General features: G+C 61.8%; 20 protein-coding genes. 17 read left to right on the top strand and 3 right to left on the bottom strand.

The features are described from left to right. From ACFE70_RS18135 to ACFE70_RS18115, 5 genes are all read left to right on the top strand, one after another. A partial coding sequence (locus tag ACFE70_RS18135) for an ABC transporter ATP-binding protein (RefSeq protein WP_375419196.1) occupies positions 1–884 on the top strand: 884 nt, incomplete at its 5' end. Between the two features lie 246 nt (positions 885–1,130). Beyond that, entirely contained in the window at positions 1,131–3,617 is a 2,487-nt protein-coding gene (rnr, locus tag ACFE70_RS18130) for a ribonuclease R (protein ID WP_375419195.1), read from the top strand. A 226-nt stretch (positions 3,618–3,843) separates the two neighbouring features. Further along, complete coding sequence (locus ACFE70_RS18125) at positions 3,844–4,806, top strand: polyprenyl synthetase family protein (protein WP_375419194.1); 963 nt, start codon at positions 3,844–3,846, stop codon at positions 4,804–4,806. Between the two features lie 45 nt (positions 4,807–4,851). Then, the gene (locus ACFE70_RS18120; protein WP_375419193.1) at positions 4,852–5,487 is read left to right on the top strand and encodes a rhomboid family intramembrane serine protease; all 636 of its coding nucleotides are present in this window, start codon (positions 4,852–4,854) and stop codon (positions 5,485–5,487) included. Positions 5,488–5,580: 93 nt separating this feature from the next. Then, on the top strand, positions 5,581–5,856 hold the full coding sequence (locus tag ACFE70_RS18115; protein WP_375419192.1) for a PLD nuclease N-terminal domain-containing protein: 276 nt from the start codon (positions 5,581–5,583) through the stop codon (positions 5,854–5,856). 157 nt (positions 5,857–6,013) lie between these two features. On the opposite strand, the gene ACFE70_RS18110 is transcribed toward ACFE70_RS18115, so the two are convergent. After that, entirely contained in the window at positions 6,014–6,643 is a 630-nt protein-coding gene (locus tag ACFE70_RS18110) for a hypothetical protein (protein WP_375419191.1), read from the bottom strand. A 686-nt stretch (positions 6,644–7,329) separates the two neighbouring features. On the opposite strand from ACFE70_RS18110, the gene ACFE70_RS18105 reads away from it, so the two are divergent. Further along, positions 7,330–7,716, top strand: a complete 387-nt coding sequence (locus tag ACFE70_RS18105; protein WP_375419190.1) for a helix-turn-helix domain-containing protein — start codon at positions 7,330–7,332, stop codon at positions 7,714–7,716. 340 nt (positions 7,717–8,056) lie between these two features. Here the strand turns inward: ACFE70_RS18105 and ACFE70_RS18100 are convergent, their stop codons facing one another. Then, complete coding sequence (locus ACFE70_RS18100; RefSeq protein ID WP_375419189.1) at positions 8,057–8,374, bottom strand: DUF721 domain-containing protein; 318 nt, start codon at positions 8,372–8,374, stop codon at positions 8,057–8,059. Positions 8,375–8,754: 380 nt separating this feature from the next. Then, a complete protein-coding gene (recF, locus tag ACFE70_RS18095) occupies positions 8,755–9,876 on the bottom strand; it encodes a DNA replication/repair protein RecF (protein WP_375419188.1) in 1,122 nt (373 codons plus the stop codon). 198 nt (positions 9,877–10,074) lie between these two features. Here recF and pdhA point away from each other — a divergent pair, with 198 nt between their 5' ends. The 11 genes from pdhA (at position 10,075) to ACFE70_RS18040 (ending at position 25,813) form a co-directional block, all read left to right on the top strand. After that, the gene (gene pdhA / locus ACFE70_RS18090; RefSeq protein ID WP_375419197.1) at positions 10,075–11,145 is read left to right on the top strand and encodes a pyruvate dehydrogenase (acetyl-transferring) E1 component subunit alpha; all 1,071 of its coding nucleotides are present in this window, start codon (positions 10,075–10,077) and stop codon (positions 11,143–11,145) included. Between the two features lie 81 nt (positions 11,146–11,226). Continuing rightward, positions 11,227–11,988 carry a tetratricopeptide repeat protein gene (locus ACFE70_RS18085; protein ID WP_375419187.1) on the top strand — a complete coding sequence of 254 codons (762 nt, stop codon included), beginning with the start codon at positions 11,227–11,229 and terminating at the stop codon, positions 11,986–11,988. A 153-nt stretch (positions 11,989–12,141) separates the two neighbouring features. Then, a complete protein-coding gene (gene ribH / locus ACFE70_RS18080) occupies positions 12,142–12,618 on the top strand; it encodes a 6,7-dimethyl-8-ribityllumazine synthase (RefSeq protein WP_375419186.1) in 477 nt (158 codons plus the stop codon). Positions 12,619–12,836: 218 nt separating this feature from the next. Further along, positions 12,837–13,220 carry a TraR/DksA family transcriptional regulator gene (locus tag ACFE70_RS18075; protein ID WP_375419185.1) on the top strand — a complete coding sequence of 128 codons (384 nt, stop codon included), beginning with the start codon at positions 12,837–12,839 and terminating at the stop codon, positions 13,218–13,220. Positions 13,221–13,429: 209 nt separating this feature from the next. Next, positions 13,430–15,430, top strand: coding sequence for a pseudouridine synthase (locus ACFE70_RS18070; protein ID WP_375419184.1), 2,001 nt, complete (start codon positions 13,430–13,432; stop codon positions 15,428–15,430). A gap of 488 nt (positions 15,431–15,918) precedes the next feature. Beyond that, positions 15,919–20,241, top strand: a complete 4,323-nt coding sequence (locus ACFE70_RS18065; RefSeq protein WP_375419183.1) for an alpha-amylase family glycosyl hydrolase — start codon at positions 15,919–15,921, stop codon at positions 20,239–20,241. 364 nt (positions 20,242–20,605) lie between these two features. Next, a complete protein-coding gene (locus ACFE70_RS18060) occupies positions 20,606–21,349 on the top strand; it encodes a type III pantothenate kinase (protein ID WP_375419182.1) in 744 nt (247 codons plus the stop codon). Further along, positions 21,336–22,655, top strand: coding sequence for a hypothetical protein (locus tag ACFE70_RS18055; RefSeq protein WP_375419181.1), 1,320 nt, complete (start codon positions 21,336–21,338; stop codon positions 22,653–22,655). Before ACFE70_RS18060 ends, ACFE70_RS18055 begins: the two co-directional genes overlap by 14 nt. A 26-nt stretch (positions 22,656–22,681) precedes the next feature. Further along, positions 22,682–23,260, top strand: a complete 579-nt coding sequence (lptC, locus tag ACFE70_RS18050; RefSeq protein WP_375419180.1) for an LPS export ABC transporter periplasmic protein LptC — start codon at positions 22,682–22,684, stop codon at positions 23,258–23,260. Between the two features lie 45 nt (positions 23,261–23,305). Then, positions 23,306–23,578 carry a hypothetical protein gene (locus tag ACFE70_RS18045; RefSeq protein WP_375419179.1) on the top strand — a complete coding sequence of 91 codons (273 nt, stop codon included), beginning with the start codon at positions 23,306–23,308 and terminating at the stop codon, positions 23,576–23,578. 108 nt (positions 23,579–23,686) lie between these two features. Then, positions 23,687–25,813 (top strand): peptidylprolyl isomerase, encoded by a 2,127-nt coding sequence (locus ACFE70_RS18040; RefSeq protein WP_375419178.1) that lies wholly within the window; start codon positions 23,687–23,689, stop codon positions 25,811–25,813. Positions 25,814–26,058 lie beyond the last annotated feature (245 nt).

Genomic DNA, 26,058 nt, shown 5'->3' with positions numbered 1-26,058 from the left:
CCCCCTCTCCAACGGAGAGGGGGCTAGGGGGTGAGGCAACCCGGCAGGACAGTCAGACTCAGCCTCTCCTGAGCATTCAAAACCTATCCGTCCACTTCCCCATCCGCAAGGCACTGCTGCGCCGCACCACGGACGTCGTCCGCGCCGTGGACGACGTGAGCTTCGATATCTATCCCGGCGAAACCGTGGGCCTCGTGGGCGAGTCCGGCTGCGGCAAAACCACGCTGGGCCGCGCCATCCTGCGGCTCACTGAACCAACCGCTGGCCGCATCCTGTTGGAAGGCACCGACCTCGCCCGCCTCAGCAGCGCCGAGTTGCGCCGGCGGCGGCCGGAGCTGCAACTGGTGTTTCAGGACCCCTACGCGGCGTTGAATCCGATGCTGACCGTGGGCGAAGCCATCCTGGAGCCGATGCGGGTGAACGGGGTAGGGGGCAGCGCCGCCCAGCAGAAAGCGCGGGTGCTGGCGCTGCTCGAAACCGTCGGGCTGCGAGCCGAGCACTTTCTGCGCTACCCGCACGAGTTCAGCGGGGGGCAGCGGCAGCGCATTTGCATCGCGCGGGCGCTGGCGCTCCGGCCCAAATGCATCGTGTGCGACGAGTCGGTTTCGGCCCTCGACGTGTCGGTGCAGGCGCAGGTGCTGAACCTGCTCAACGACCTCAAACGGGAGTTCGACATCACGTATTTGTTTATCACCCACGACCTGTCGGTGGCCCGGTTTATGAGCGACCGGCTGCTGGTGATGAGCCAGGGCCGCATCGTGGAGAGCGGGCCGGCAGCGGAAGTTTATGCCCAGCCGCAGCACCCCTACACGCAGACCTTGTTGGCCGCCATTCCCAAAGATGAGCCGGCGGACATCCGCGCTGCCGTGGCCAGCCGCGGGTAACTAGGTTCTCGCCCCGCCTGTCATGCTGAGCTTGCGAAGCATCCTCTCGCTGCTGAACAACGCAGTAATTTTTAATTAGTGCTTGTTCCAGCGTGATAGGATGCTTCGCAAGCTCAGCATGACAAACGTTATCGTCAACCTCCAGGCCCTACGTCCGTTCTACCTTTCAGCGGCTCAGCCGCTACCCTTACATTTCCCGCCGCGCCGCCCGCGACCCATCAACTTATTCGGCGGCCCACTCAGTACATGAAATCCCCCAAAGAATCCCCGGCTCCCCGCGCCCGGCGCGACCAGGAGCCGGCCGCGCTCGCTCGCATCTCCAAAGACCAGGTGCTGGCTGTTTTCGCTGACCAGCCCGACAAAGTCATTGCTTACCGCCAACTCTCTCGCCGCCTCGGCGTGACGACCAAGACCCAGCGTGAGGAAGTGTTTGCCCATCTGCGCGAGCTGCGCGCCGCCAACATCCTTACGCTCGCTCAGAACGACGAGTACCGGCTCACGGACCCGTCAGTCTTAAAAATTGCCAATTCGTCGGCACGGACGCGGAAAACGCCTAAAAACGATGCCCCAATTCCGGCGCGGCCGACCAACACCAGCCGGCCGCCCGAAGCTGACTTCGGCCAGGACCCCATCGTGCATCGCCGCCGCTCGGCGGGCTTCGACTACGTGGGCGACGACCGCCCCGAGCGCGGCGCGCACCGCGACACCATCATCGGCACCGTCGATTTGGCGACGCCCAACTTCGCCTTCGTGGTGCCTGAAACCGAGATGCCCGACGGCGATATTCGCGTCTTCACCGACCAGCTCAAGTTTGCCATGCAGGGCGACTTGGTGCGGGTGCGTTTGCGCGGGCAGCGCGACGGCCGCCAGACTGGCGACGTGGTCGAGGTGCTTCAGCGGCAGCGCGCCGAGGTCGTGGGGCGCCTGACCGTGCAGGGGGGGGTAGGGTTTGTGAAGCCCGACAACCGCAAGATTTACTTTGACGTGTTCGTGCCGCCGGCCAATCTGCACGAGGCCCGCAACGGCGACAAGGTGCTGGTCAAAATCATCGAGTTTCCGTCGGACTTTGGCCGGCAGCCGGTTGGCGACATCGTGCGCACCTTCGGAGCAGCCGGCGGGCACGAGGCGGAAATTAACGCCATCATGGCCGAGTTCGGGCTGCCGTTCGACTTTCCGGCCGAAGTGGAGGAAGAGTCGGAAAGCATTTCGAGCCAGATTTCCGCTGAGGAAATTGCCCGGCGCCGCGACTTCCGCGCCATCACCACGTTCACCATCGACCCGGCCGACGCCAAGGACTTTGACGACGCGCTGAGCTTGCGCACCCTGGAAAACGGACACGTCGAAGTCGGCGTGCACATTGCTGACGTGACCCATTACGTGCGCCCCAACACCGAGCTAGAGCGCGAAGGCAAGGCCCGCGCCACCTCGGTTTACCTCGTCGACCGCGTGATTCCGATGTTGCCCGAACGCCTCAGCAATGGCCTGTGCTCGCTGCGGCCGAATGAGGACAAGTTGACCTTCTCGGCCGTGTTTGAGCTGGATGAGAAGGGCAAGCTCTACGACTCCTGGTTTGGCAAAACCATCATCCACTCCGACCGCCGCTTCTCCTATGAAGAAGCGCAGGAGCGCATTGAAACCGGCGAGGGCGACTACGCTCAGGAAGTTAACCAGCTGAACGCGCTGGCGAAGAAGCTGCACGACCTGCGCTTCAAGAAGGGCGCCATCAGCTTCGAGACCCAGGAAGTGAAGTTCAAGCTCGATGAGAACGGCAAGCCGACCGGCGTCTACGTTAAGGAGCGCAAGGACGCCCACAAGCTCATCGAGGAGTTTATGCTGCTGGCCAATAAGCGCGTGGCGGAGTTCGTGTACGGCCTGAAAAAGACCAAGCCGAAGTTCACGATGGTGTATCGCACCCACGACGCGCCCGACGCCGAGCGCCTGCAAAACTTCGCCCTCTTCGCCTCGAAATTCGGCCACGAGATGAAACTCGACAACCCCAAAAAGGTCAGCACCGAGCTGAACAAGCTCTCGGAAGAAGTGCTGGGCAAGCCGGAGCAGAACGTGATTCAGGGCCTGGCCATCCGCACGATGGCCAAGGCCAAGTACACGACCGAACCGCTGGGCCACTTCGGCCTGGCCTTCGACCACTATTCGCACTTCACCTCGCCCATCCGCCGCTACCCCGACATGATGGCGCACCGCTTGCTGGAACACTACCTCGAAGGCGGCAAGCAGGTGCCCGTCGAGCCCGTCGAGGACGAGTGCAAGCACTCCTCGGAGCGCGAAAAGCTGGCCGCCAACGCCGAGCGCGCGAGCATCAAGTTCAAGCAGGTTGAGTACATGGCCGACGAAATTGGCAACACCTTCAAGGGCGTGGTTTCGGGTCTCACGGACTGGGGCATGTACGTCGAAATCGAAGCCAACAAGTGCGAGGGCATGGTCCGCATCGCCGACATTCCCGGCGACTTCTTCGAGCTGGACAAGAACAACTACCGCATCGTGGGCAAGAAGACCAAGCGCATCATTCAGTTCGGCGACGAGCTGGAAGTCGTGGTAAAATCGGCCAACCTGCTCGACCGCACCATCGACTTCGAGCTGGTCGATGACCGCCCCGACTTCGTGAAGAAGCGGGAGCAGGAAGAGAAGCGCGCCGCCCAGCCGCCGCGCGGCTACCGCGAGAAGCCCGGCGGCAACAGCCGCAGCGGCAAGGGCGGGGGCGGTAAGCGCCGGTAGGCTACTGGGCCTGTCTGCGCCGAAAAGAACGTCATGCTGAGCGCAGCGCAGCGAAGTCGAAGCATCTCGCCAGGATGGCAGGGGGTAGGAAATTGAGTCGTTGGTTTTCACTGATTACTTCCCCGAGCGAGATGCTTCGACTTCGCTGCGCTGCGCTCAGCATGACGTTCTTTTGTTAGTCCGAAGCTGAAACCAGCTAAAACCAAACCCCGCCCTACCCCCCTTCGTGGACTTCCCCGCCCAAATCACTGCCGCCCTCGCCCAGCTCCACTACGGCGACGAGCCGCACACGCTCTACGAGCCCATCCGCTACATCATGGCGCTCGGCGGCAAGCGCATCCGCCCGCTGCTCACGCTGCTCAGCGCGCACCTCTTCACCGATGAACTGAGCCACGTCGTCCGGCCCGCGCTGGCGACCGAGGTCTTCCACAACTTCACCCTGCTCCACGACGACCTCATGGACCAGGCGCCGCTGCGCCGCGGCCAGCCCACGGTGCACGAAAAATGGAACCCCAACGTCGCCATCCTGAGCGGCGACGTGATGCTGGTGCGGGCCTACGAGCTGTTTTTTGACCTGGAGCCGAAATCCCTACCCCTCATTCTGCGCCGCTTCTCCCAAACTGCCGCTGAAGTCTGCGAGGGCCAGCAGTGGGACATGAATTTCGAGACCGAAACCCAAGTCAGCATCGCGCAATACCTGAACATGATACGCCTGAAAACGGCCGTCCTGCTGGGCTTCTGCCTGGAGCTGGGCGCCCGGCTTGGCGGCGCTAGTGACGAGGCTGCCGAGCACCTGCGGCAGTTCGGCACCGACATCGGCCTGGCCTTCCAGCTGCGCGACGATTTGCTCGACGTGTATGGTGATGCGGCGACCTTTGGCAAGCGCGTGGGCGGCGACATCGTCTCCGATAAAAAGACCTTTCTGTTGCTCACGGCCCAGGCCCAGGCCAGCCCCGCCCAGCAGGCCGTGCTGGCCCGGCACATCGGTGTCCCTACCCCCGATGCCAATGCTAAAGTGCAAGCCGTGCGCGCCGTGTACGACGAGCTGAACATCCGCGCCCAGACCGAGCAGCTCATTGAAAGCTACTTCCAGGATGCCTTGCAGCACCTGGCCCGCGTGCCCGTCGCCGACGCCCGCAAAGCACCGCTGCATCGCCTCGCCTTGCAGCTCATGGAGCGCGAGAGCTAGCGCCTGCCCCTAGTTCCCTACCCCCCTTCTGCCTCCCCAACCCTCATGGACCTGCTCAATCCCATTATCGTTCTCATTGCCCTCACGGTCCTTGTCTCCGCCTACGCTTGGTCGAACCCGGAGGTGATGGAGCGCTGGATACTATGGCCCTACCGCATGAGCCGGCAGCCCGGCGAGCTGTACCGCCTGCTCACCTCCGGCTTCCTGCACGCCGACTGGGGCCACCTGCTCTTCAACATGATTGCCTTTTATTCCTTTGGCAGCATTGTGCTGGGCCAGTTCCAAGCCAGTTTCGGTGCTTCCAAAGGCCTGGGCTATTTCCTGCTGCTGTATCTGGGGGGTATCATCATATCGGACCTGCCCACCTATTTCCGGCACCGTGACGACCCTGGCTACCGCAGCTTGGGGGCCTCCGGGGGGGTAGCGTCGGTTTTGTTTGCCGGGGTGCTGTTTGCGCCTCTTAATAAGATTTACATCATGTTTCTGCCCGTCGGCATCCCCGGCTTTTTGTTCGGCTTTCTTTACCTGGTCTATTCCTACTACATGGGCCGGCGCCGGGGAGACAACATCAACCACGACGCCCACTTCTACGGCGCCCTCTACGGCGTGCTGCTCACGGTGCTGCTGCTGCCGGCCGTGCTGCCGTATTTTCTGGAGCAGGTGCGCGGCTTTCGGTTCTAAGTGTTTGTCTATCAATTGATTAATTATATAATATATCTATTTCCAAGCAGTTGCGTAAGGTGGCTATCTTTCAACCCTTTTGCCCTTCTTTCCATGCGTACTTCCTTTTCCAGCCTGACGACTCGCGTTTCCCTACCCGCCCTGCTGCTGCCTTTGCTGCTGCTCGCCACGTCCTGCTCCCGCGTCGATGCTGGTGGCAACACAACCATCTTCGGCGTCATAATTCTTATCCTTGACGTGCTGGCGTTATTCGATGTATTTCGGCAGCCTTGGGAAATCGGCAAGAAAATTTTGTGGGCAGCCATCATCTTCTTCTTCCCGCTCGGTGGCCTGATTCTTTATTATCTGTTCGCGGGTCGCGGTAAGTAAGCACTGCTCCCTGCCTTCGTAGCCATTGAAAAAGCCGCCCCGTCATCGTGACGGGGCGGCTTTTTTATGAGCAGGTATTGCGCCCGGAGGAGGTGCTGCGAGCCCCTGCGTAAACCTCACTGGGCCTCACACTACCTTCTGCTGGCCTCTGGCCCGGCTACTTTCCGCCTAGCAGCCGCCGCTTCTCCAGCCGCGCCACGCGCTGAATCAGGTCAGCAGTATTGGTGATTTCGGTCATCTGCCAGTGGTCGCCGCGGTGCAGCAGCTTCACTTCGAGCACCATCGTGGTGTCGTATTTGGGCTGGGTAAATTCCAAGCCTACGAAGGCTTGCTCGCCTTCCTGCCGCGAATATTTCAAGCCTTTAAAGCTGCTTTCCGGGCTCACTACCACGCCGGCCAGGCCCGCCAGTGACACGCCGCGTCCCAGCACTTTGGGGGCGCCTTCCGCCGCGCCGTCCAACGAACCCGATTCCACATAGCGCTGCACTTCGCTGCGGGCCGCCTTGGTCAGCTGCGGCTTCATAAGCCGCAAGGCACCTTTCAACGCCAGGCCGCTGGGGTTCAGTGCGCCCAGCAGCGAGCCGCTGTTGGTGATTTGGTCTACCAAGTGGCCGGTCACGCTGTTCACGTCCACATACCGCTCAAACGTAGCCATGTCGTGCGTCTGTGTAGCCGCTCTTGCCGCTTGCAGCAGGGCATACTCAGGACCCTGTTGCAGACTGCGGTAATAATAATAGCCTCCAGCAGCCAGGGCCAGCAGCACAATAAACACCAGCAGACGTTTCATCAGATAAGAGGGGGTAGGAAAGGGTTTAAGCCAATGGCAGCAAAAATACCCTGCTCCGTACCCGCGACCAGCATGTTTGCCTAACTCACCCGCCACGCCGCCGCGCACTGCCAGCTGTTTTCAGCTGTTCCTTATCCTTCGCTTATTCATGCTTGCTGGTACACGGTCATCGGGGCTGCCGGGTCCTGCGCCCGAGAGCACTGTTGCAGTCTTCCTGCACGCCTTGGCCTTGGGAGCCTCCAGTATTCGCTGCTCACCCAGGCTACAATCGGGGAGGTGTGCACCGCCTACCCCCCTGGAATTAGTATCCTAGACCGTGAACACGCCCGCCTCCATGCACCAGCTTATCGGGTGGCGCGTGACTGGTATTACAGCCGACTACCTGGACTACTTCCTGGCCTTGTTGCATTCCCACACCTAATCAATTCCGGTTTGGCAGGCTCTGCTGGCTTTTTGGCCGCAGAACCGTTAAAAAGGCCGGTTCATGCTGTAAACGCTGAGGTGTTACACATGTTATTTCGTTACACAGTAGTTATTATGTTACACCTGGAGTTTGTGTCCACGATTCCGGTTTACACTACGCCGTTTACATGTCAGCTTGATACAGTGTAATTTATTCGGCCAGTAAACTTGCTTATCAACAATGCGTATTACACCTTTGTAGCACCATTCTGCACCGTCCAATTATGCCTCATCAAGGCGAAATACTACAGGAAGCGATTAAAAACAGCGGCATATCCATTACTCGCATAGTGGATGAGCTTGGCATTACCCGTCCGACTATCTACCGTAAATTCAAAGAGGATACACTTGATTCATCACTTGTAACGCGCATTGGTGATATCATCGGACACGACTTTTCACAAGATTTTACAGTATTACAGCAGGCTTCTTTGCCATTTGTAACACCATCTGTAAAGAACACGGGTGTTAACAATAGCGCATTACGTGTAACACAGGCTCAGAAGCTTGATTTAGACCCCCAGAGTCAGCTTTTTGCTCTTCAAACCAAATACATCGCCCTGCTTGAGGCGTACAATGAGCTATTACTTAAAACGTATGGACCCAAGTAAAAATGTTCCACGTGAAACATTTTTGTACGCTGTTGTTAGGTCTGAAGAACGAATTTGGACGGCCAGCGGAGTAGCTTTTCTCGCTTGTAAACAGTTCCAAGTAATGCGCTAGAGAGTACCTATAGACTAAAGCTGTAGGGTATGAGGTGCGCTGAGGAATCTTGGCAAAGCGGCTTGCTAAATAGCCTGGCGAATATGCAGTCGTCAGAGACACTAAATAAAAAACCACTCAGCTGGAAACACAGATTAACAGCGGAGAGAGCAAAGCTGGTTGCAGTGCTGCACCGATCTATGCCTCAAGGAGAGCAAGAAGTGAATGGAGCGCGCGAAGACTAATTGGCTACAAGAAGATGACCTCCTGAATCACGGCTTCGCCGACTGCTTCGTTAATCATCTCTACCACCCGGGTCTTGGCCATCACTAACTCGTGCTTGAGCGGGGCCGAAGTGAGCCGCACGAAAAGCTTGCCCTGCTTGACGAAAACTTCCTGAGTTTTCAAGGCCACAGCCTTGCCCATCACCCGCTCCCAACTCGACACAACTGTGACCTCATTGAGTTTGCCCCCGAGCCGGTAAGCCCGAACCAACGCGGCAAGACCATCCTTGAGCGGAATGATATCAGAGCGGCGAGCGCCTTCCGGGTTGTAGGGTTTCTTCACGACATGACCCCCATGAGCGCAAGTGACTAAGAAGCTAGCCAGGCGAGGAGGGGGTAGGAGCAAAGGTAGGGTCGGGGTGGTGGTCAACCGGGAAGCTCGGCCTTAGACTAGTAGAGGTGCGCATCCACGGTACTTCTAAAGAAGAAACCAGACCACAAACCAGACCACCCAGATAGTGAAGCTGTTTAGGAAGTCGGCCGCCCCCCAGACCGTCCTACTGAGCCCCGCGAAGCACCTGGTGTGGAGAAGTAACTCAATCGTCCGGTTTCGTGGATTACTTCCCAGAGTGAGACGCTTCGCGGGGCTCAGCAGGACGGTCTGGGGTATTTCGGCCGACTTCCTAAACAGCCTCAATAGCACCTGTAGAATAGCTAGGCCTCCTAAACCGGAGCAACTACGCCGGCCCGAACCTGGAAGCGGCGAATGTCGGTCTGAACGCGGGCCAGGGCCTGGTCGGTGCGGGCCAGGTTGGTGTCGGTTAGAAACACCTGTCCGAAGGTGTCATCAGCGACCAGCTCTAGCAGCCGGGCGATGCGCTTGCTGTCGAGACGGTCGAAGATGTCGTCGAGCAGCAGTAGAGGCTTGCGGCCCCGCCGCACAGCCAGTATTTCGAACTGAGCTAGCTTGAGCGCAATGGCGAATGATTTTTGCTGTCCCTGGGAAGCGTAGTTCCTGACCGAGCGGCCATCCATGAGGAAGACAAAATCGTCGCGGTGCGGCCCGGCGTGCGTGCGCTGAAGCAGCTGGTCGCGGCGCTCGTTGACGCGCAGCAAGGCGCCGAAATCCTGGTTCGTAAGCTGGCTTTTGTAGGCGAGCGTAACTTGCTCCTGCTTGTCGGCCAACTGCTGGTAGTGGCGCTGGAAGAGGGGTAGGAAATCAGCCAGGAAAACTGCCCGCAGCTCATGAAGCTGCTGACCCAGTGGCACGAGCTGCTCGTCGAGGGCCAGCAGGTAATCATGGTCGAAGCCGTGACTAGCGGCCCCGCTCTGCTTAAGCGTGGCATTTCGCTGGCGCAGCAAGCCGCTATAGGAAATAAGCAGTTCCAGGAAATCATGGTCCAGCTGGGCCTGCAAGCTGTCGAAATACTTACGGCGGTCTTCGCTGCCCTGCCGAATCAGGTCGGTGTCGTAGGGTGAAATCAGCACCGCCGGGTAGCGGCCAATGTGGTCGGCCATGCGCTCGTAGGGCTGCTTGTCGTGGGTGAGTATTTTTTTCTGACCCTGGCGCAGGCTGACCTGGATTGTCTCCGTACGGGGGGGTAGGGAAGGCTGAGGCGACGAGAACCGGCCCTTTACCACGAAAAACTCGCCGTCCTGCTTGATGCTTTGCGCATCGGTGGCCGTGAAGGCGCTCTTGGTCAAAGCCAGGTAGTGGATGGCGTCGAGCAAGTTGGTTTTGCCGCTGCCATTGTCGCCGATGAAGCAGTTGATGCCGGGCGAGAAGGTCAGGTTGGCCTCGTCGTAGTTCTTGAAAAAGAGCAGGTGCAGCGAGTCTAGCGTCATGAAATAAGGGATTGCCAGCGGTTTTACGTAATTTCGCCCTCCCAACGCGAAATCACTCTTTGCATCATGGCGGATACGAAAGTAAAAGCAGCCGCGAAAGCGGGCTCAAAAGCTGCGGCTAACAATGGCAATGGCCAGGCTGAAAACGGCACGGCTGCGGCCGATGCTGTGCCCACGCAGCCCATGCCGGAGCCCATGATGCCCGGCACCGACCAGACCGACCCGAAAGCGCAGGCCGAAGCCAGTGCTACCGAGGCGCCCAAAGCGGAGTCGAAAGTCAACCCGGAGTTCCCTAAAGAAACCTACCTGCGCTGGTACGAGCAGATGCAGCTCATGCGCAAGTTTGAGGAGAAGGCCGGGCAGCTCTACGGGCAGCAGAAGATTAAGGGCTTCTGCCACCTCTATATCGGGCAGGAGGCCTGCGTGGCCGGCGCCGTGTCGGCCCTGGAAAAGGGTGACAAGTACATAACCGCTTACCGCGACCACGCCCACCCGCTGGCGCTGGGCACCTCGCCCAACGCCGTGATGGCCGAGCTGTTTGCCAAGGCCACGGGCTGCTCGAAGGGCAAGGGCGGCTCGATGCACATGTTCGACAAGGAGAACAACTTCATGGGTGGCCACGGCATCGTGGGCGGGCAGGTGCCGATGGGCGCCGGCATTGCCTTCGCCGAAAAATATAACAAAACTGGCAAGCTCTGCATCTGCTATATGGGCGACGGCGCCGTGCGGCAAGGCGCCCTGCACGAGGCCTTCAACATGGCCATGCTCTGGAAGCTACCCGTCATCTTTGTGGTTGAGAACAACGGCTATGCGATGGGCACTTCGGTGCAGCGCACCTCCAACGTAACCGAGCTGTACACCATCGGCGAGGCCTACGACATGCCCTCCGAGCCGGTGAACGCCATGAACGTGGAGGACGTGCACCACGCCGTGGCCCGCGCCGCCGAGCGCGCCCGCAGCGGCGAGGGCCCAACCTTCCTGGAGTTCAAAACCTACCGCTACAAGGGCCACTCAATGAGCGACCCGGCCAAGTACCGCACCAAGGAGGAAGTAGAGGACTACCGCCACCGCGACACCATCGAGGCCGTGCGCCACACGATTCTGCAAAATCAGCTGGCTACGGAAGAAGAGTTGGCCGCCATCGACGAGCGGGTGAAGGCGCAGGTGCAGGCGTCAGTAGACTTCGCCGAGACCTCGCCTTACCCTACGCCCGACGAGCTGTACCACGACGTGTATGTGCAAGCCGACTACCCTTACATCCACGACTAACCCTTAAGCAAAAACCGGGGGTAGGCGCCGTTCGACTTTATTTAAACTGACTTCCGAGTAAGCAGCTTCCCAGCACAACCAATGTCCAAGATTCCTTATACCGGCAAGTCGCCGGGTGCTCGCCAGCCCATCCAGCAACCCCTCGCCGACCCGCTGGCGCCGGCCGAAAACCTGCCCGCCGAACGCCCGCTGCTCGAAGACCCCGATGCGCTGGCCGCCCGGCTGGCTGAGTCGGAAGACTTCGTGCGCCGCAACCGTGGCATCCTGCTCGGCCTGCTGGGTTTGGTGGTGGCCGCCATTGTCGGCGGCTTCGGCTTCTATACCTGGCGCAACAGCCAGAATCAGAAAGCGCAGTCAGCCATGTTTCAGGCCGTGAACTACTGGGAAGCGGACTCGCTCCGGAAAGCTACCAGTGGCGACGGCAAGGCTCCCGGCCTGGAAACCATTGCAGACCAGTATGGCAGCACCAAAGCCGGCAACCTGGCCAACTTCTACGCCGGCGTGGCGGCACTCAAGCAAGGCAAGTTTCAGGAGGCGCTGGATGATTTGGAGGATTTCAGCTCCGACGACTACCTGGTGCAGGCCCGCGCCTACACCCTGATGGGCGATGCGCAGCTGGAGCTGGGTAAGCCCAAGGAAGCCGCCGACCTCTATGCCAAGGCCGCCGACCATAATGCCAACGAGTTCTTCTCGCCCGGCTACCTGCTCAAGGAAGCCCTGGCCCGCGAGGAAGCCAAGGATGTGGCCGGCGCCCGCAAAGCCTACGACCGGATTCTGACTGAGTACGCGGCGGCGGCCGAAGCGGCCGAAGCCAAATCGGCCCGCGCCCGGCTCGGTGAATAAGCAGTAGCAAAATAAGCCGTCATCCTGAGCACCGCGAAGGACCTTGTCACTCTAGAACAAGTCGTTGGTACGACGGCCGTTCTAACCTGATAAGGTCCTTTGCGGTGCTCAGGATGACAGGTTTTAGTCATTCTTTATTTCATTACGCCACCTATGGCCACTGCCCTGCACAACGCCAGCGCCTACGACGCCAGCACGTTCATCGACATCAGCGAGAAGCGGTTTGGACTGGTGGTGGCCGACTGGAACCGGGAGCTGACCGACGTGCTCAGCGCGGGCGCCTACGAGACGCTGCTCCGGCACGGCGCCAAGGATGAGCACATTTTCCGCAATACCGTGCCGGGCGCATTTGAGCTGTCGCTGGGAGCGCAGCTGCTGGCCCAGCACGAAGAGATTGACGCCGTGATTTGCCTGGGCGTCGTCATTCAGGGCGAAACCAAGCACGACGACTACATCAATCACGCCGTGGCGCAGGGCCTGACGCAGGTAGGACTGAAGTTCAACAAGCCCGTCATTTTTGGACTCGTGACCACCAACACGCTGGAGCAGGCCTGGGACCGGACCGGCGGCAAGCACGGCAACAAGGGCGCCGAGGCCGCCGTGGCCGCCATCCAGATGCTGGGCTTCTGAATCTGGGCTTGCTCAGAAGTGGGGGGTAGGGAAGCCGCCCGGAAACCAGTAGCTTTGCAGCCGCAAAAAGGCATTCCTACTCCTCCCTCGGTTGGCAAGGTCTTGCGTTACGGCCGCCAGCAGCGGCCTTAATTTAGATTTAAACTTATTGCTGAGGTAGGGCGTTTGAGGGCCATTGTTGTGAATTCAGCTGCTTATTTCTTTCTTCCTACCCCTCCATGAACGACGAAAACCTACGCTACTCCCGCGAAGACCTCAGCGAATTCGACCAGCTCATCCAAGACAAGCTGACGGCGGCCCGCAAGGAGTTGAACTTCATCAAGGAAACCCTGAGCCGGAGCAACGAGTCGGGCATTGACACGACGGCCTCGTCGGCCAAAGTACTGGAAGATGGCGCCGACACGGCCGAAAAGGAAAGCATGAACCAGCTGGCTTCGCGCCAGATGAAGTTTATTCAACAGCTCGAAAACGCCCAGGTGCGCATCAAGAATGGCACCTATGGCGTGTGCATCGGCACGGGCAAGCTCATTCCGAAGGAGCGGCTGCGGGCCGTGCCGCATACCCAGCACTCGATTGAGGCCAAGATGGCCCGCCGCGACTAATTCCCTACCCCCCGCTTTTCACCCGGACCCGGAGGGCTGGCGCTCAAGTGCCAGCGTCTGGGTCCGGGCATTTTTTGCCCCTTTAGTAGGTTAGCTTAGGTGCCGCAGTGACTAGGCCAACTGCTCCGGTTAGGGCTGAGCAGACCGCCGGTTTTCGAGACTATTTTTAATCGGTACCGTAGCGATACGGCACGCAACTTATTTCCCTCATGGGCAAGAAACATTTTTCAGACGACAAACCCGGCCGCCGCGGCCCGGCCTCAGCGGGTGGGCGCAGCGGCGGCTTTCGGCCCGGCGGCGACGAGCGCCGGCCCGGCGCGGGCGCACCCGGCAGCTACGGCAACCGAAGCAGTGCCTCCGGCGGTGGCCGGCCCGAGCGCGGCAACGCTGCGGGTGCGGGTGGTGGCCGGCCCGAGCGGGGCGGCTACTCGCCGGCCCGGCCGGCATTTGGCCGGCCGCCCGGTGGTGGCGGCCGGGATGCGGGCTTCGGTGCGCGCCCAACTGGCGGTCCTGGCCGCGAGGAAGGCGGCTTTGGTGGGCCGCGCAGCTACGGCAACAGCGCCGGCCGCCGCTTCGACCGCGATGAGCAGCGGGGCCCGGCCAATCGTAATAGTGGCGCAAGCGGCGGGCCCGGCCGCTACGGGCGGCCCACTGGTGAGCGCCCGAATCAGCGCGGCGAGCGGCGCAGCTATGGCGGTGACGAGCGCGGTAGTCGCGACAACCGGCCCGACAGCCGCCGTGACGAGCCGCTAGCCCGGCCCGTGCGCCCTTACGAGCCGCGGCAGAACTGGTCCGGCCAGCCCTACCGCACCGAAGGGCAGGGGGCCGTGCCCCGCGGCGCACCCGGCGAGCGCAATCGCAAGTTTCAGAAGCAAAATCCGTTTGAAGCCGACCAACCGGCCGAGCGTCCCGCGCCCCGTGAGGAAAGTTTCCGTCGTCCCGAGGCCGCTGATGACCGCCGCGAAACCGGTGCCGACCGCCCCATCCGGGCGGCGCGGCCTTTCACGGCCACGCCAGCCTTCCCGAAGGAAGAGGGGGGTAGGGAATCCGGCCGGAGCGGTGGCTTCGAGCGGCGCTCTACCCCCCCTCCGCGGGAGGGAGGCTTCGGTAGCCGCAGCGGCGGCGAGCAGCGGCGCGACACCGGTAGCGCCTTCGGGCGGGATGCGGGCGCCGGCCGGGACGGCGGCGGGCGCGGGTCTGAGCGGCCGGCGCCCACGCCGGGCGCATTCGGGCGCAAGCCGGGCGCGCGGCCGGGCTTCGGGCCGGAGCGGTCGGGGCGGGATGAGCAGCGGCCGGTGGGCAGCTCCGGGCCGGGCTACTTCAAGCAGCTGCGGCAGCAGCTGGACGCGAGCGTGAAGGCCGAGGGCCGCTTCGGTCGGGCCGACAAGCCCAAGCGCGGCGAAGTGGCCGGCGAAGCACCCGACTACAAGAATCTCAAGCACTACGAAGACGACAAAACCCGCGGCAACAAGCGCCGCCGCAACGACGACGATTTTGGCACCGAGGAGCTGCGCCTCAACCGCTATATCGCCAACGCCGGCATCTGCTCGCGCCGCGAGGCCGATGCGCTGATTGCGGCCGGCGAGATTCGGGTCAACGGCGAAGTGGTGACCGAGATGGGTTACAAGGTGCAGCCCACCGACACGGTGCAGTACGGCAAAACCAACCTCAACCGCGAGAAGCTGGTGTACGTGCTGCTGAATAAGCCCAAGGACTTTATCACGACGACCGAGGACCCCGAAGGCCGCAAAACGGTGATGGAGCTGGTGGCCAACGCCTCGAAAGAGCGCATCTTCCCAGTGGGCCGCCTCGACCGCAACACGACGGGCCTGCTGCTTTTCACCAACGATGGCGAGGTGGCGCAGAAGCTTTCGCACCCCTCGCACAAAAACAAGAAAATCTACCAGGTCGAGCTGAGTCAGCCGCTCACGGCGGAGCACTTGCGCCAGATTGCCGAAGGCCTGGAACTGGAAGACGGCAAGGCCGTGGTCGATGACGTGGCCGTGGTGGCGGGCAACCCGCACTTCGTGGGCATCGAGATTCACATTGGGCGCAACCGTATCGTGCGCCGCATTTTCGAGCACTTGGGCTACGAAATCGTGGCCCTAGACCGGGTGCAGTACGCCGGGCTGACCAAGAAGGAGCTGCCGCGCGGCAAGTGGCGCTTCTTAAGCGAGCAGGAAGTTATCCGACTCAAGTATTTCCTGTAGCGTTCCGGCTCCGGTCATTCCTGCATAGCCAGCAGTGAAGCTTGATTCAACTATTGCGCGGGCTGCTGCCCAGACGGTGAGGAACACATGTTCCTCACCGTCTGGGCAGCAGCCCGCGCGGCATTTAAGAGAGTTTGCGGCGCTAGCCATCAAGCCAATCGCGCCGAAGCTATACTAGTCGCGACGCAGGGTGCGGGGCTGGTCCCCGCCCGGCGTGAGCGCAAAATTGAGGCAGCGGCGCTCACGCCGGGCGGGGGCAAGCCCCACACTCCACAGCGCTTTCGCCAGCCAATTTGCGAAGGGCATGGATAGCCAGATGCGAGACGGATTTACTCTTCGACTGGAAAGTAGCGCGAGTTATAGCCCTCGTTCGAGAACTTTTTGCCAAAATCATGCTTCGCCGGGCGGAACTTTTCTCCCTGGTGTTCCTGTCTGCCCGTAACCTGAATCGGGATTCAGTATTACTCATTCTTAAAATAACGCAATGCATGAAAAGATTTACGCTTAGAGTTAACCTGCTGCTAGTCTTTCTGCTCCTGGCAACGCTAGGGCGGGCGCAGGACATTTACCAGACGGTCGGCCTCATCGGCACCACCACCCCCAAAGGCTGGGATGCCTCTACCCCCCTCAAGCTGGCCAATGCCGGCGACCCGCACCAATGGACTCTGACGCTGCGCCTGGCGCCGGGCGAAGCCAAGTTCCGGGCTAATGACAGCTGGGACGTGAACTGGGGCGGCTCGGACTTTCCGACCGGAACGGCTGGCCGCGGGGGCGCCAACCTGCAAGTGCCCACGGCCAGCTACTACACGGTCAGCTTCAATGACGTGACCGGGGCTTATCGCTTCGAGGCCCTGAACCCGGCGGTTTACGCCGCCATCGGGCTGGTGGGCGATGCCACGGCCAGCGGCTGGGGCACTTCGACGGCCCTGGTGAAAAGCACCGACGACCCCCATAGCTGGACCCTGAGCCGGGTTGTGCTGAGCGCCGGGGAACTGAAATTCCGGGCCAATGACAGCTGGGATGTCAGCTGGGGCGGCGTCGGCTTCCCGGCCGGAGTTGCCAGCCACAGCGGGTCGAACATTCCCGTCACGGCCGGCGAGTACGCCGCCACCTTCAATGATGTGACGGGCGAGTACCTGTTCAAGGGCCTGGGCGCGCCGACCTACGAGACGGTCGGCCTTATCGGCTCGGCCACGGCCAAGGGCTGGGATGCTTCCACTCCCCTGACGAAGGGCGCCGACGGCCACACCTGGATGCTGGCCAACGTCACTCTTACCGCGGGCGAGGTGAAGTTTCGGGCCAACAATGCCTGGGATGTTAACTGGGGCGGTTCCACTTTTCCGACGGGGGTAGGGATTTTGTCGGGCTCTAATATTCCCGTGGGAGCCGGCACCTATACCATCACCTTCAACGACCTGACCCGCGAGTACGGGTTTGAGACGACGAGCAGCGTGGTGGTGCTCAGCCCGGCGCGGCCCACGGCCGACGAGTCGGTGACCATCATCTACGACGCCAGCAAAGGGGTTTCGGGCCTGGTGGGGGCCGGCAAGGTGTACCTGCACTCGGGCGTGGTGCTCAGCGGGCCGGACGGCACGGCCTGGAGCAACGCGGTGGGCAACTGGGGTCAGGACGACGGCCTGGGCGCCATGACCCCGGTAGCCGGCGAGCCCAACAAATGGCAGATTACGTTGCCCAGCGTGCGGCAATACTACGGCGTTGCGGCTGGCGTCCCGGTGTTCCGGCTGGGCATGGTGTTCCGCAACGCGGAAGGCACGCAGGTTGGTAAATCCGAAGTGGGGGGCGACGTGTTCGCGGCGCTTAATCCCGGCAACTACGTCCGCTTTACGGCTCCGGCCCCGGCCGAGGTGTTCGGCATCGTCGGCCAGCCGTTGCAACTGAGCGCAGAGGCGTCGGGCGTGGCCAGCACCATCAGTTTGGAAGTCAACGCGGGCAGCGGCTACCAGGCCGTGGCCCAGGCCAGCAATAGCCAGACCATTAGCTATAACTACCCGCTCGGCACCGCCACCAGCCTGCAACTGCGGGTGACGGCCCAGATAGAAGGCCAGACCGTTGCGGCCGAGAAAACCCTGGCCGTGCGGCTGCGCAAGCCCAATGTAGTGGCGGCCCTGCCGGCCGGACTGCACAGCGGCATCAACTACAATCCCACCGACCCCAGCAAGGCCACGCTGGTGTTGCTAGCGCCGAAAAAGGAGTTCGTGTACGTGGTGGGCGATTTCAACAGCTGGCAAATCAGCGACGCCTACCTAATGAACCAGACGCCCGACGGCGACTATTTCTGGCTGGAGCTGAATAACCTCACCGCCCGGAAGGAGTTCGTTTATCAGTACTGGGTGGATGGGACCATCAAAATCGGCGACCCCTACGCCGACAAGGTGGCCGACCCGTACAACGACGGCAGCATCCCGGCCAGCCTGTACCCCAACCCGGTGGCCTATAACCGGACCCAGGACGGCATCGCGACGGTGCTGCAAACCGGCCAGCAGCCCTACCAGTGGAAGTTTCCGGAGGTGACGGGTCAGCGGCCGGCCAAGGAGGATTTGGTTATCTACGAGCTGCTGGTGCGCGACTTTCTGGGCTCGCACAGCTACCGCGACCTGGCCGACACGCTCAGCTACCTCAAGCGGCTGGGCGTCAACACCATCGAGCTGATGCCGGTGACGGAGTTCGAGGGCAACGAAAGCTGGGGCTACAACCCTAGCTATATGTTTGCCCCCGACAAGTACTACGGCACCAAAAACGACCTGAAGGCTTTCATCGACAAAGCCCACGAGCAGGGCTTCGTGGTGCTGCTGGACATGGTGCTCAACCACCAATTCGGCCAAAGCCCGATGGTGCGCATGTATTTTGACGACGCCAAGGCGCAGCCGACGGCGGCGAGCCCGTGGTTTAACCAGCTGCCTACCCACCCCTTCAACGTGGGCTACGACTTTAACCACGAAAGCCTCTACACCAAGCGCTACATCGACGATGTGAACCGCTACTGGCTGGAAGAGTACAAGTTCGATGGCTACCGCTTCGACCTCAGCAAGGGCTTCACCCAGAAAAACAACCCCGATGACGTGGCCGCCTGGGGGCACTACGACCAGTCGCGCATCGACATTCTCAAGCGCATGTCCGATAAAATCTGGACGGCCAAACCTAACGCGTACATCAGTCTGGAGCACCTGGCCGACAACGACGAGGAGAAGGTGTTGGCCGACTACGGCATCATGCTGTGGGGCAACCTGAACCACCCCTACAACGACGTGGCCAGCGGCCGGACCGACACTGACCTTAGCCGGGCCCTTTCCAGCACCCGCGGCTGGCAGCAGAAAAGCCTGGTAACCTACATGGAAAGCCACGACGAAGAGCGCCTGATGGTCCGCAACCGCGACGAGGGCCTGAGCAGCGGCGACTACAACATCAAGCAGTTCGACATTGCCTTGGAGCGGGTCAAGCTGGCTTCGGCTTTTTTCTACCCCCTGCCGGGCCCCAAGATGCTCTGGCAGTTTGGGGAACTGGGCTACGACTTCTCCATTGACTACAACGGCCGGATTGGCAACAAGCCGATTCCGTGGGGCGCCCCCGACAACCTGAACTACCACCAGGACAAGGCGCGGGTGAAGCTCTACAAGACGACGGCGGCCATCATTAATCTGGTAAACAAGTACAGCCAGGTATTCGAAAAAGGTGATTTCTCCTGGACGCCCAGCGGGCAATTTCGCAAGATTAACGTCAGCCACGCCGATATGAACGTGACCATCGTAGGCAACTTCGGGGTGTCGGCGGGCAGCATTCAGCCGGGCTTCCAGCACCCGGGCACCTGGTACGACTTCTTCTCCGGCAAGGCCGTGGAGGTAGCCGCTACCGCTGGCAACCTCAACCTGGCACCGGGCGAGTTTCACATCTTCGTGGACAAAGTAGTGGCCTTCCCCGAGCCCGGCCTGATTAATATCTACACGCCCATCGTCATCGGCGAGCCCGGCAGCCTGACCGCCCAGCTCGACGCGGCGGCGGTCAAGCTCAAGTGGGTAGACAACGCCACCGGCGAGCAGGGCTACGTGCTGGAGCGCAAGAGCGAGACGCAGTCGGCCTTCGAGACGGTGGCGACGCTAGCCGAAAACACTAGCGAGTACGCCGATGCCAAAGTCGTGGACGGGGTGACGTACCAGTACCGCGTCCGGGCGTTCAACGCCACCAAGCCCAGCGTGAGTTGGAGCAACACGGCCCTGATTGACCTGCCCCTCCTGGCCCCGGCCAACCTGACGGCGGCGGTTGCCAGCGTGCGCTCAGTGGCGTTGCGCTGGGCCGACCGCTCGGCCCACGAAACCGGCTACGTGGTGGAGAGGGCCACGCAGAACGGGATGAATCGGACGCCTTTCAGCACGGTTGCCACCCTGGCGACCAACGCTACTTCCTTCACGGATACGCAGATTAAGGTTGGGGTAACCTACTACTACCGGGTGCTGGCCAGGGACGCCGACGAAATCTCGGACTACAGCGAGCCGGTTAGCATCCGGCCGGCGACTTCTTCCACCGCCACTTTGCAGGAGCAGCTGGCCCAGAGCATCAGTATGTTCCCCAATCCGGCGGCTTCGCGGCTGACCTTTAGCGCTACCATGCCGCTCTCGGAGCCGGTGAAAATCCAGATTCTGAACATGCAGGGGACCTTGCTCAAGACCATTGACCTGGCCCCGGACCTGACGGCGGGCATACAGCTCGATGTCAGTGGCTGGAAAGAGGGCGTCTACGCCGTGCAAATCAGCAATCAGGACGTGACCATCCGGCAGCTGCTGATGATTCAGCGCTAGCCAGCAAGGCTCACCGTAGGCAAAGGGGCTGCTCCGACTGGTCGGGCAGCCCCTTTTCGTTGTGCTCCCGGCTGAGGGATGGCGCCGCATCTTTGCGCCGCCGCGTTGGGGCCCGACGAGGGGGGTAGGAAAATTGAATTAGAGGTCATCATTTTAATGACGAGCCGACCACCCGCGGCGCTCCAGCATATTCATTCACCCACTCCTAAGAGGATGTAGGGAAATTCGGTCGAAATCCAATTGGACGTCATGCTGAGTGCAGTGAAGCATCTCTACCGCTTCCTCCGAGCTGTTCAACGAGGCGGTAGAGATGCTTCACTGCACTCAGCATGACGTTCTAAACACTTTCCCTACACCCTCTCAGATGCCAATGCTCGTTCTGGACCTGGGCAACACGGCCGCCAAATACGGCCTCTTCCGGGCCGGGCAGCTGGCCGAATCGGGCGTGCTGGCGCAACTGGTGGAGTTGCCTGAACTGCTGGCGCGCACTTCGCCAACCCAGGCAATAGTTGCCGCCGTCACGGCCGACAGCGCCGGCTGGCTGGCGGCTTTGCGCGAAGAAGGGGGGGTAGGAAAGGTGCTCTTGTTTGAGCCGGGTAAAACGGCCATTCCCCTCCAAAATGCTTACACCACGCCGCTCACCCTGGGCGCCGACCGGCTGGCCGCCGCCGTGGGCGCCGCCTACCTGCGGCCGGCGCGAAACACGCTGATTATCGATGCTGGTACGGCGCTGAAGTGTGATTTGGTGACGGCCGACAATACGTTTCGGGGCGGCAGCATCGGGCCGGGACTGCGAATGCGGCTGCGGGCGCTGCACGAGTTCACGGGGCGCCTGCCGCTGCTGGAGCTGCCGCCGGCTGAGCTGCCCGTGCAACTAACTGGCACCTCCACCGCCTCTGCTATGTTAAGCGGCGTACTGAATGGCGCCGTGCTCGAAGCGCAGGGCTTCGTGACGAGCTACAGGCGGCGCTACCCCAGCCTGGGGGTGCTGCTCACGGGCGGCGACGCGCCCTACTTCGCCACCCGCCTGCAAGGCCGTATCTTTGTCGTCCCCGAGCTGGTGCTGCTCGGCTTATCCCGGATTTTAGCGTATCATGTTGATTCATAAAGTAGTGAAAAGCGCGGGGGTGAGTGGCCTGCTGCTGCTGGCCGGCGCTGCCGCCGGCCAGGGCGTAGGCAACTCGCCGTACTCACGCATCGGCCTCGGCGAGTACAACCCCAACCTGGGGGGCATCCGGCAGCTGAGCATGGGCGGCACCGGCCTGGCCGCGCCCAACGCCGTGAACGTGAACGAGCTGAACCCGGCCCTGCTCTACTACACGGCCCGCACGACCTTCGAGGCGGTGCTGACCGGGCAGGTGCGGACGGTGAAAAACGCCACCGCCAGCAGCCGCAACGCCAACGCCACGCTCGGCTACCTGGCCTTTTCGGTGCCGCTGAGCCGCCGCTGGGGCGCGGCCGTGGGCCTCAAGCCGCTGACGGGCGTCAACTACGAGACCACTCCCACGCAAACCGTGGCCGACGACCCCACGGCGCAGCTGCTGGTGCAGCGCCGGGGCACGGGCGGCCTTTCGGAGGTGTACTTCGCCCAGGGCGTCCACGTGCTGCGCGACTTCAACCTGGGGGCCACGGCGTCCTACGTGTTTGGCACCGTCGACCAGAGCGTCGGCACAGTCATCGTGCCGGCGGGCACCGCGGTGGCTGAGGCCACGCAGGTGCTCGACCGCGACCAGACCCGCTACGCCGACTTCACCTTCCGGGGCGGCGCGCACTACCGGCACAAGTTCGGCAACCAGCTCAACCTGAACGTGGGCGGCGTCTATAGCTTCCAAACCGATTTGCGCGGCACCCGCACCCGCTCGCAGGAGCGCCAGAACCTGCAAACCGGCATCACCGACACCACGGCCATGACCGCCGGCACCGGCTACACCACCTTGCCGGGCCTGCTGCAACTGGGCGTGACGGTGGATAACGACAAAAACTGGACGGCCAGCCTCGATGTGGCCCGGCAGCAGTGGTCGAAGTTTCAGGGCTTCGACCAGGTCCGCGGCAGCCTCGACAACACGCTGCGCATCGGAGTCGGCGGCGAGCTGACGCCCGACCCCGGCTCGGTGGAGCACTACTTCCGCCGCGTGACCTACCGCGCCGGCCTGAGCGTGGCCCAGATGCCCTTCCGCCCCGCAGGCCAGACGCTGTATGACCGGGCCATCACCTGGGGCTTCGCCTTCCCGCTGCCCACGGCCACGCCGCTGGAAGCCACCACGTTCTCGCTGGGCTTCGCCTACGGGCGGCGCGGCAACACCAGCTTTTTGCGCGGCAACGACGGCGAGAGCAACGTGCGGGAAGACTACCTGCGCGTGCAGTTCGGCGTTTCGCTGAACAACCGCTGGTTTATCAAGCGCCGCCTCCAGTAGAGCGCGCATTTAACAAACCAATCGAATTGAACGAGTTCAGACGCCTGATGGCAAAGAGGGGGGTAGGGACGCTGATGCTGGCCCTCGCGCTGGGGCCGGCACTCAGCGGCTGCGAGGATAAGAAAGAAGCGGTGCCCAAGCTCACCTACGACGGGCCGCTGATTGAAACGGAGAACGTCATCAACCTGCTCAGCGACTCGGCGCGGCTGCAAATCAAGCTCACCGCGCCGCTGCAGCAGCTTTTTGAGAACGGCGACGAGGTGTGGCAGAAAGGCGTACGGGTAGAGTTCTACGGCAAAGACGGCTCGCTGACCAGCACGCTGGCCGCCAACTACGGCAAGCAGGACAAGGCCAAAAACCTCTACATCATGCGCGGCAACGTGCGGGTCGACAACCCCGCCAAGCAGGAGCAGCTGCGCACCGAAGAGCTGTTTTATGACAAAGCCAAAGGGCGGATTTTTAGCGACTCGACGATGTTCGTGACCATCACCACGCCCTACGAGCGGCTCACCGGCTACGGCATGTCGGCCCGGCAGGATTTGTCGCGCTACACGTTCCGGCGGGTCACGGGCACCTTTTCCGTGGACAGCGCCCCGGCCAAGTAAGGCTAAACCAGGGGGGTAGGGCGGGCGGCCCGCTTATTTTAAACTATGAAATTCGACCTTAGCCTGTTCAAAACCATCCTGTTCTCGCTGGGCGTGGTCAGCTTCGTAATCGGCGTTTACCAGACGATAATTTTGCAGAATCTGCAAGCCAACTACTGGATTTTTATGGTCTCGATGTGCTGCTGGCTGCCGCTGCGCTATTGGCGCCAGAAAGAGGCCGCCGAAGCCAAGGCGGCGGCGCAGGCGGCGGCCACACGCCCCTCATCAGCGGTTGAGCCGCCGAGGGGGGGTAGGAAACCGGGCCGCAAGCGCCGGTAGCCGGGCGCGCCGCCGGCTGGCTTTTGGGTTGGCGGCTTGACGACTCGGCTATTTTGTGGTTATTTTGCGCCTCTTTTGACTTTTTGCAACGTCTGTATTTTTAGCTAAATGGCATTAATTAACACGATTCGGGAAAAATCGGGCTGGGCGGTGGGCACCGTGGCCATCGGCATGGTGCTCTTCATCGTGGGCGGCGACCTGGTGGGCGGCAACAACCGGCTCTTCGGCGGCGACCAGAACGTCATCGGCGAAGTAGCCGGCCAGAAAGTGGCGCGCGCCGACTTCGAGGCCGCCCTGGAGCAGGCCAAGCAGGGCTTCACGGCTCAGCAGCAGCGCCCGCCCGACGAGCAGGCCCTGGGCTTTCTGCGCGACCAGGCCTGGAACCAGACCCTGTACCGCCTGGCCTTCCAGCCCGAGTATGAGAAGCTGGGCCTGAGCGTGTCGGATGAGGAAAAGGTGGACATGGTGCAGGGCCAGAACATCAGCCCCGGCATCCGCCAGGCGTTTACTGACCCCAAAACCGGGCAGTTCGACGTGAGCAAGGTGCGCGAGTACCTGCGCAACCTCGACAAGCTGCCGCCCGAAAGCCGCCAGGCCTGGTACAGCTACGAAAACAACATGGTGACCGACCGGCTGGCTCAGAAGTACGTCAACCTGCTGAAGAATTCGGTGTACGTGACTTCGGCCGAAGCCCGGCGCTTCAACGAAAGCCAGAACACCAAGGCCACCCTGCGCTACCTGTTCGTGCCCTACGCCAGCCTCTCCGACTCGGCCGTGAAGGTGACCGATGCGCAGCTGCAAGCATATCTGGACAAGAACAAGGACCGCTACAAGGTCGAGGAAGGCCGCTCGGTGGAATATATCAGTATTCCGGTGGTGGCCTCGAAAGAAGACAGCGCCGCCGTGAAAGCCAATGTGGCCACGCTGGCCACACAGTTTGCGTCGGCGCCGGCTGACTCGCTGTTTGTCAATGCCAACTCCGACCAGCCTTTCAACGGCACTTATCGCAGCCCGGCCGAGTTGCCCGAGGCGCTGCGCAAATCCCTACCCCTCACCGCCGGCCAGGTGGTGGGCCCGCTGACCGAGAACGGGACCTACGCGCTCTATAAGGTGTCGGGCGTGAAGGAGGGCAAGGTGGCCGCCGCCCGCGCCAGCCACATTCTCATCAAGTCCGAAGGCACCACGCCGGAAGCTAAAGCCGCCGCCAAAGCCAAGGCGCAGGACATTCTGACTAAAATCAAAGCCGGCGCTGACTTTGCGGCAATGGCCCGGCAGTTCGGCACCGACGGCACCAAAGACCTGGGCGGCGACCTGGGCTGGTTTTCGCAGGGCCGCATGGTGCCGGAGTTCGAGAAAGCCATTTTCGGCACCAGCACCGCCGGTCTGCTGCCCAATCTGGTCGAAACTTCATTTGGCTACCACGTCATCAAAATTACTGAGCCTAAGACCTTTAAGACCTACCAGGTAGCTGAGGTGCGCAAGGCGCTGGTACCCAGCGACGCGACCCGCGAGGCGGCCTACGCCAAGGCCCAGGAGCTGCGCGGCCAGGCTACCAGCCTGGAGGCCTTCCGCCAGCTGCCGACCAAGGACAAGACCCTGCAAAAGCAGGAAGCCAAGTACCTGGACCGCAACGCCCGCAGCGTCAACAACTTGCAGAGTGCCCGCGAGCTGGTGCGCTGGACCTACGGCCTGGGTCCGAATGGCGCGGAAACCAAAATCGGCGACGTTTCGGAGGTGTTCGAAGTCGGTGACCAGTATGTGATTGCTGCCCTCACCGAGGAGCGCCCCAAGGGCACGGCCACCGTGGCCGCGCTCCGGCCGGAGCTGAGCGTGCAGGTACGCAACGAGGAGAAAGCCAAGCAAATTATGGCCAAGCTGCAAGGCAAAACCAGCCCGCTCGACGAGCTGGCCAAGGCCTACGGCCCCGCCGCCCAGGTGCAAACCGCCGAAAACGTGGCGCTCGGCCAGGGCAACCTGCCCGGCGTGGGCGCCGAGCCGCTGGCCGCCGGCCGCGCCCTGGCCCTGAAGCCGGGCCAGAAGTCGGCCCCCATCCAGGGCGAGCAGGGCGTGCTGGTGATGGAGAAGGTGAAAGCCGAGCCCGCCCCGGCCGTGGCCGACGTGAAAGCCCTGCGTCAGCAGCTCACCCAGCAGCGTCAGGGCCGCCTCGATGGTCAGATTTACGAGGCCATCAAGGCCCACGCCAACGTGAAAGACAACCGCGCCAAGTTCTACTAGGGTCTGACCGACAAGCAATTGCCGTAGGGCCGTGCCTTCGGGGACGGCCCTTTTTTGTGGGGTCAGCTATGCGCTCATGTTGGAATTTATAGATAATGTAAACCTGGAGGAGCTGGCTCGCAAGGCGGCAGCGGGCTTACTAGAAGTAGCGGCCCACGCCAGCGACCGGATGATAGAGCGCCGAATTAATGGGGCTGACATCCAGCAGGTCCCGACGGCGGGCCGACTGGTAGAGACGTACCCGG

The sequence above is a fragment of the uncultured Hymenobacter sp. genome, assembly GCF_964243305.1.
GTDB lineage: Bacteria > Bacteroidota > Bacteroidia > Cytophagales > Hymenobacteraceae > Hymenobacter.
Note: the sequence above shows the minus strand (reverse complement) of the source record. Positions and strands in the feature narration are given on the sequence as shown.

Coding starts and splice junctions, on each gene's coding strand:
- recF (WP_375419188.1), bottom strand. CDS start 9,876: ATGACGCTAGACTCGCTGCACCTGCTCTTTTTCAAGAACTACGACGAG.
- pdhA (WP_375419197.1), top strand. CDS start 10,075: ATGCCCGGCACCGACCAGACCGACCCGAAAGCGCAGGCCGAAGCCAGT.
- ACFE70_RS18085 (WP_375419187.1), top strand. CDS start 11,227: ATGTCCAAGATTCCTTATACCGGCAAGTCGCCGGGTGCTCGCCAGCCC.
- ACFE70_RS18115 (WP_375419192.1), top strand. CDS start 5,581: ATGCGTACTTCCTTTTCCAGCCTGACGACTCGCGTTTCCCTACCCGCC.
- ACFE70_RS18070 (WP_375419184.1), top strand. CDS start 13,430: ATGGGCAAGAAACATTTTTCAGACGACAAACCCGGCCGCCGCGGCCCG.
- ACFE70_RS18120 (WP_375419193.1), top strand. CDS start 4,852: ATGGACCTGCTCAATCCCATTATCGTTCTCATTGCCCTCACGGTCCTT.
- ACFE70_RS18045 (WP_375419179.1), top strand. CDS start 23,306: ATGAAATTCGACCTTAGCCTGTTCAAAACCATCCTGTTCTCGCTGGGC.
- ACFE70_RS18105 (WP_375419190.1), top strand. CDS start 7,330: ATGCCTCATCAAGGCGAAATACTACAGGAAGCGATTAAAAACAGCGGC.
- rnr (WP_375419195.1), top strand. CDS start 1,131: ATGAAATCCCCCAAAGAATCCCCGGCTCCCCGCGCCCGGCGCGACCAG.
- ACFE70_RS18065 (WP_375419183.1), top strand. CDS start 15,919: ATGAAAAGATTTACGCTTAGAGTTAACCTGCTGCTAGTCTTTCTGCTC.
- ACFE70_RS18055 (WP_375419181.1), top strand. CDS start 21,336: ATGTTGATTCATAAAGTAGTGAAAAGCGCGGGGGTGAGTGGCCTGCTG.
- ACFE70_RS18060 (WP_375419182.1), top strand. CDS start 20,606: ATGCCAATGCTCGTTCTGGACCTGGGCAACACGGCCGCCAAATACGGC.
- ACFE70_RS18110 (WP_375419191.1), bottom strand. CDS start 6,643: ATGAAACGTCTGCTGGTGTTTATTGTGCTGCTGGCCCTGGCTGCTGGA.
- ribH (WP_375419186.1), top strand. CDS start 12,142: ATGGCCACTGCCCTGCACAACGCCAGCGCCTACGACGCCAGCACGTTC.
- ACFE70_RS18075 (WP_375419185.1), top strand. CDS start 12,837: ATGAACGACGAAAACCTACGCTACTCCCGCGAAGACCTCAGCGAATTC.
- ACFE70_RS18040 (WP_375419178.1), top strand. CDS start 23,687: ATGGCATTAATTAACACGATTCGGGAAAAATCGGGCTGGGCGGTGGGC.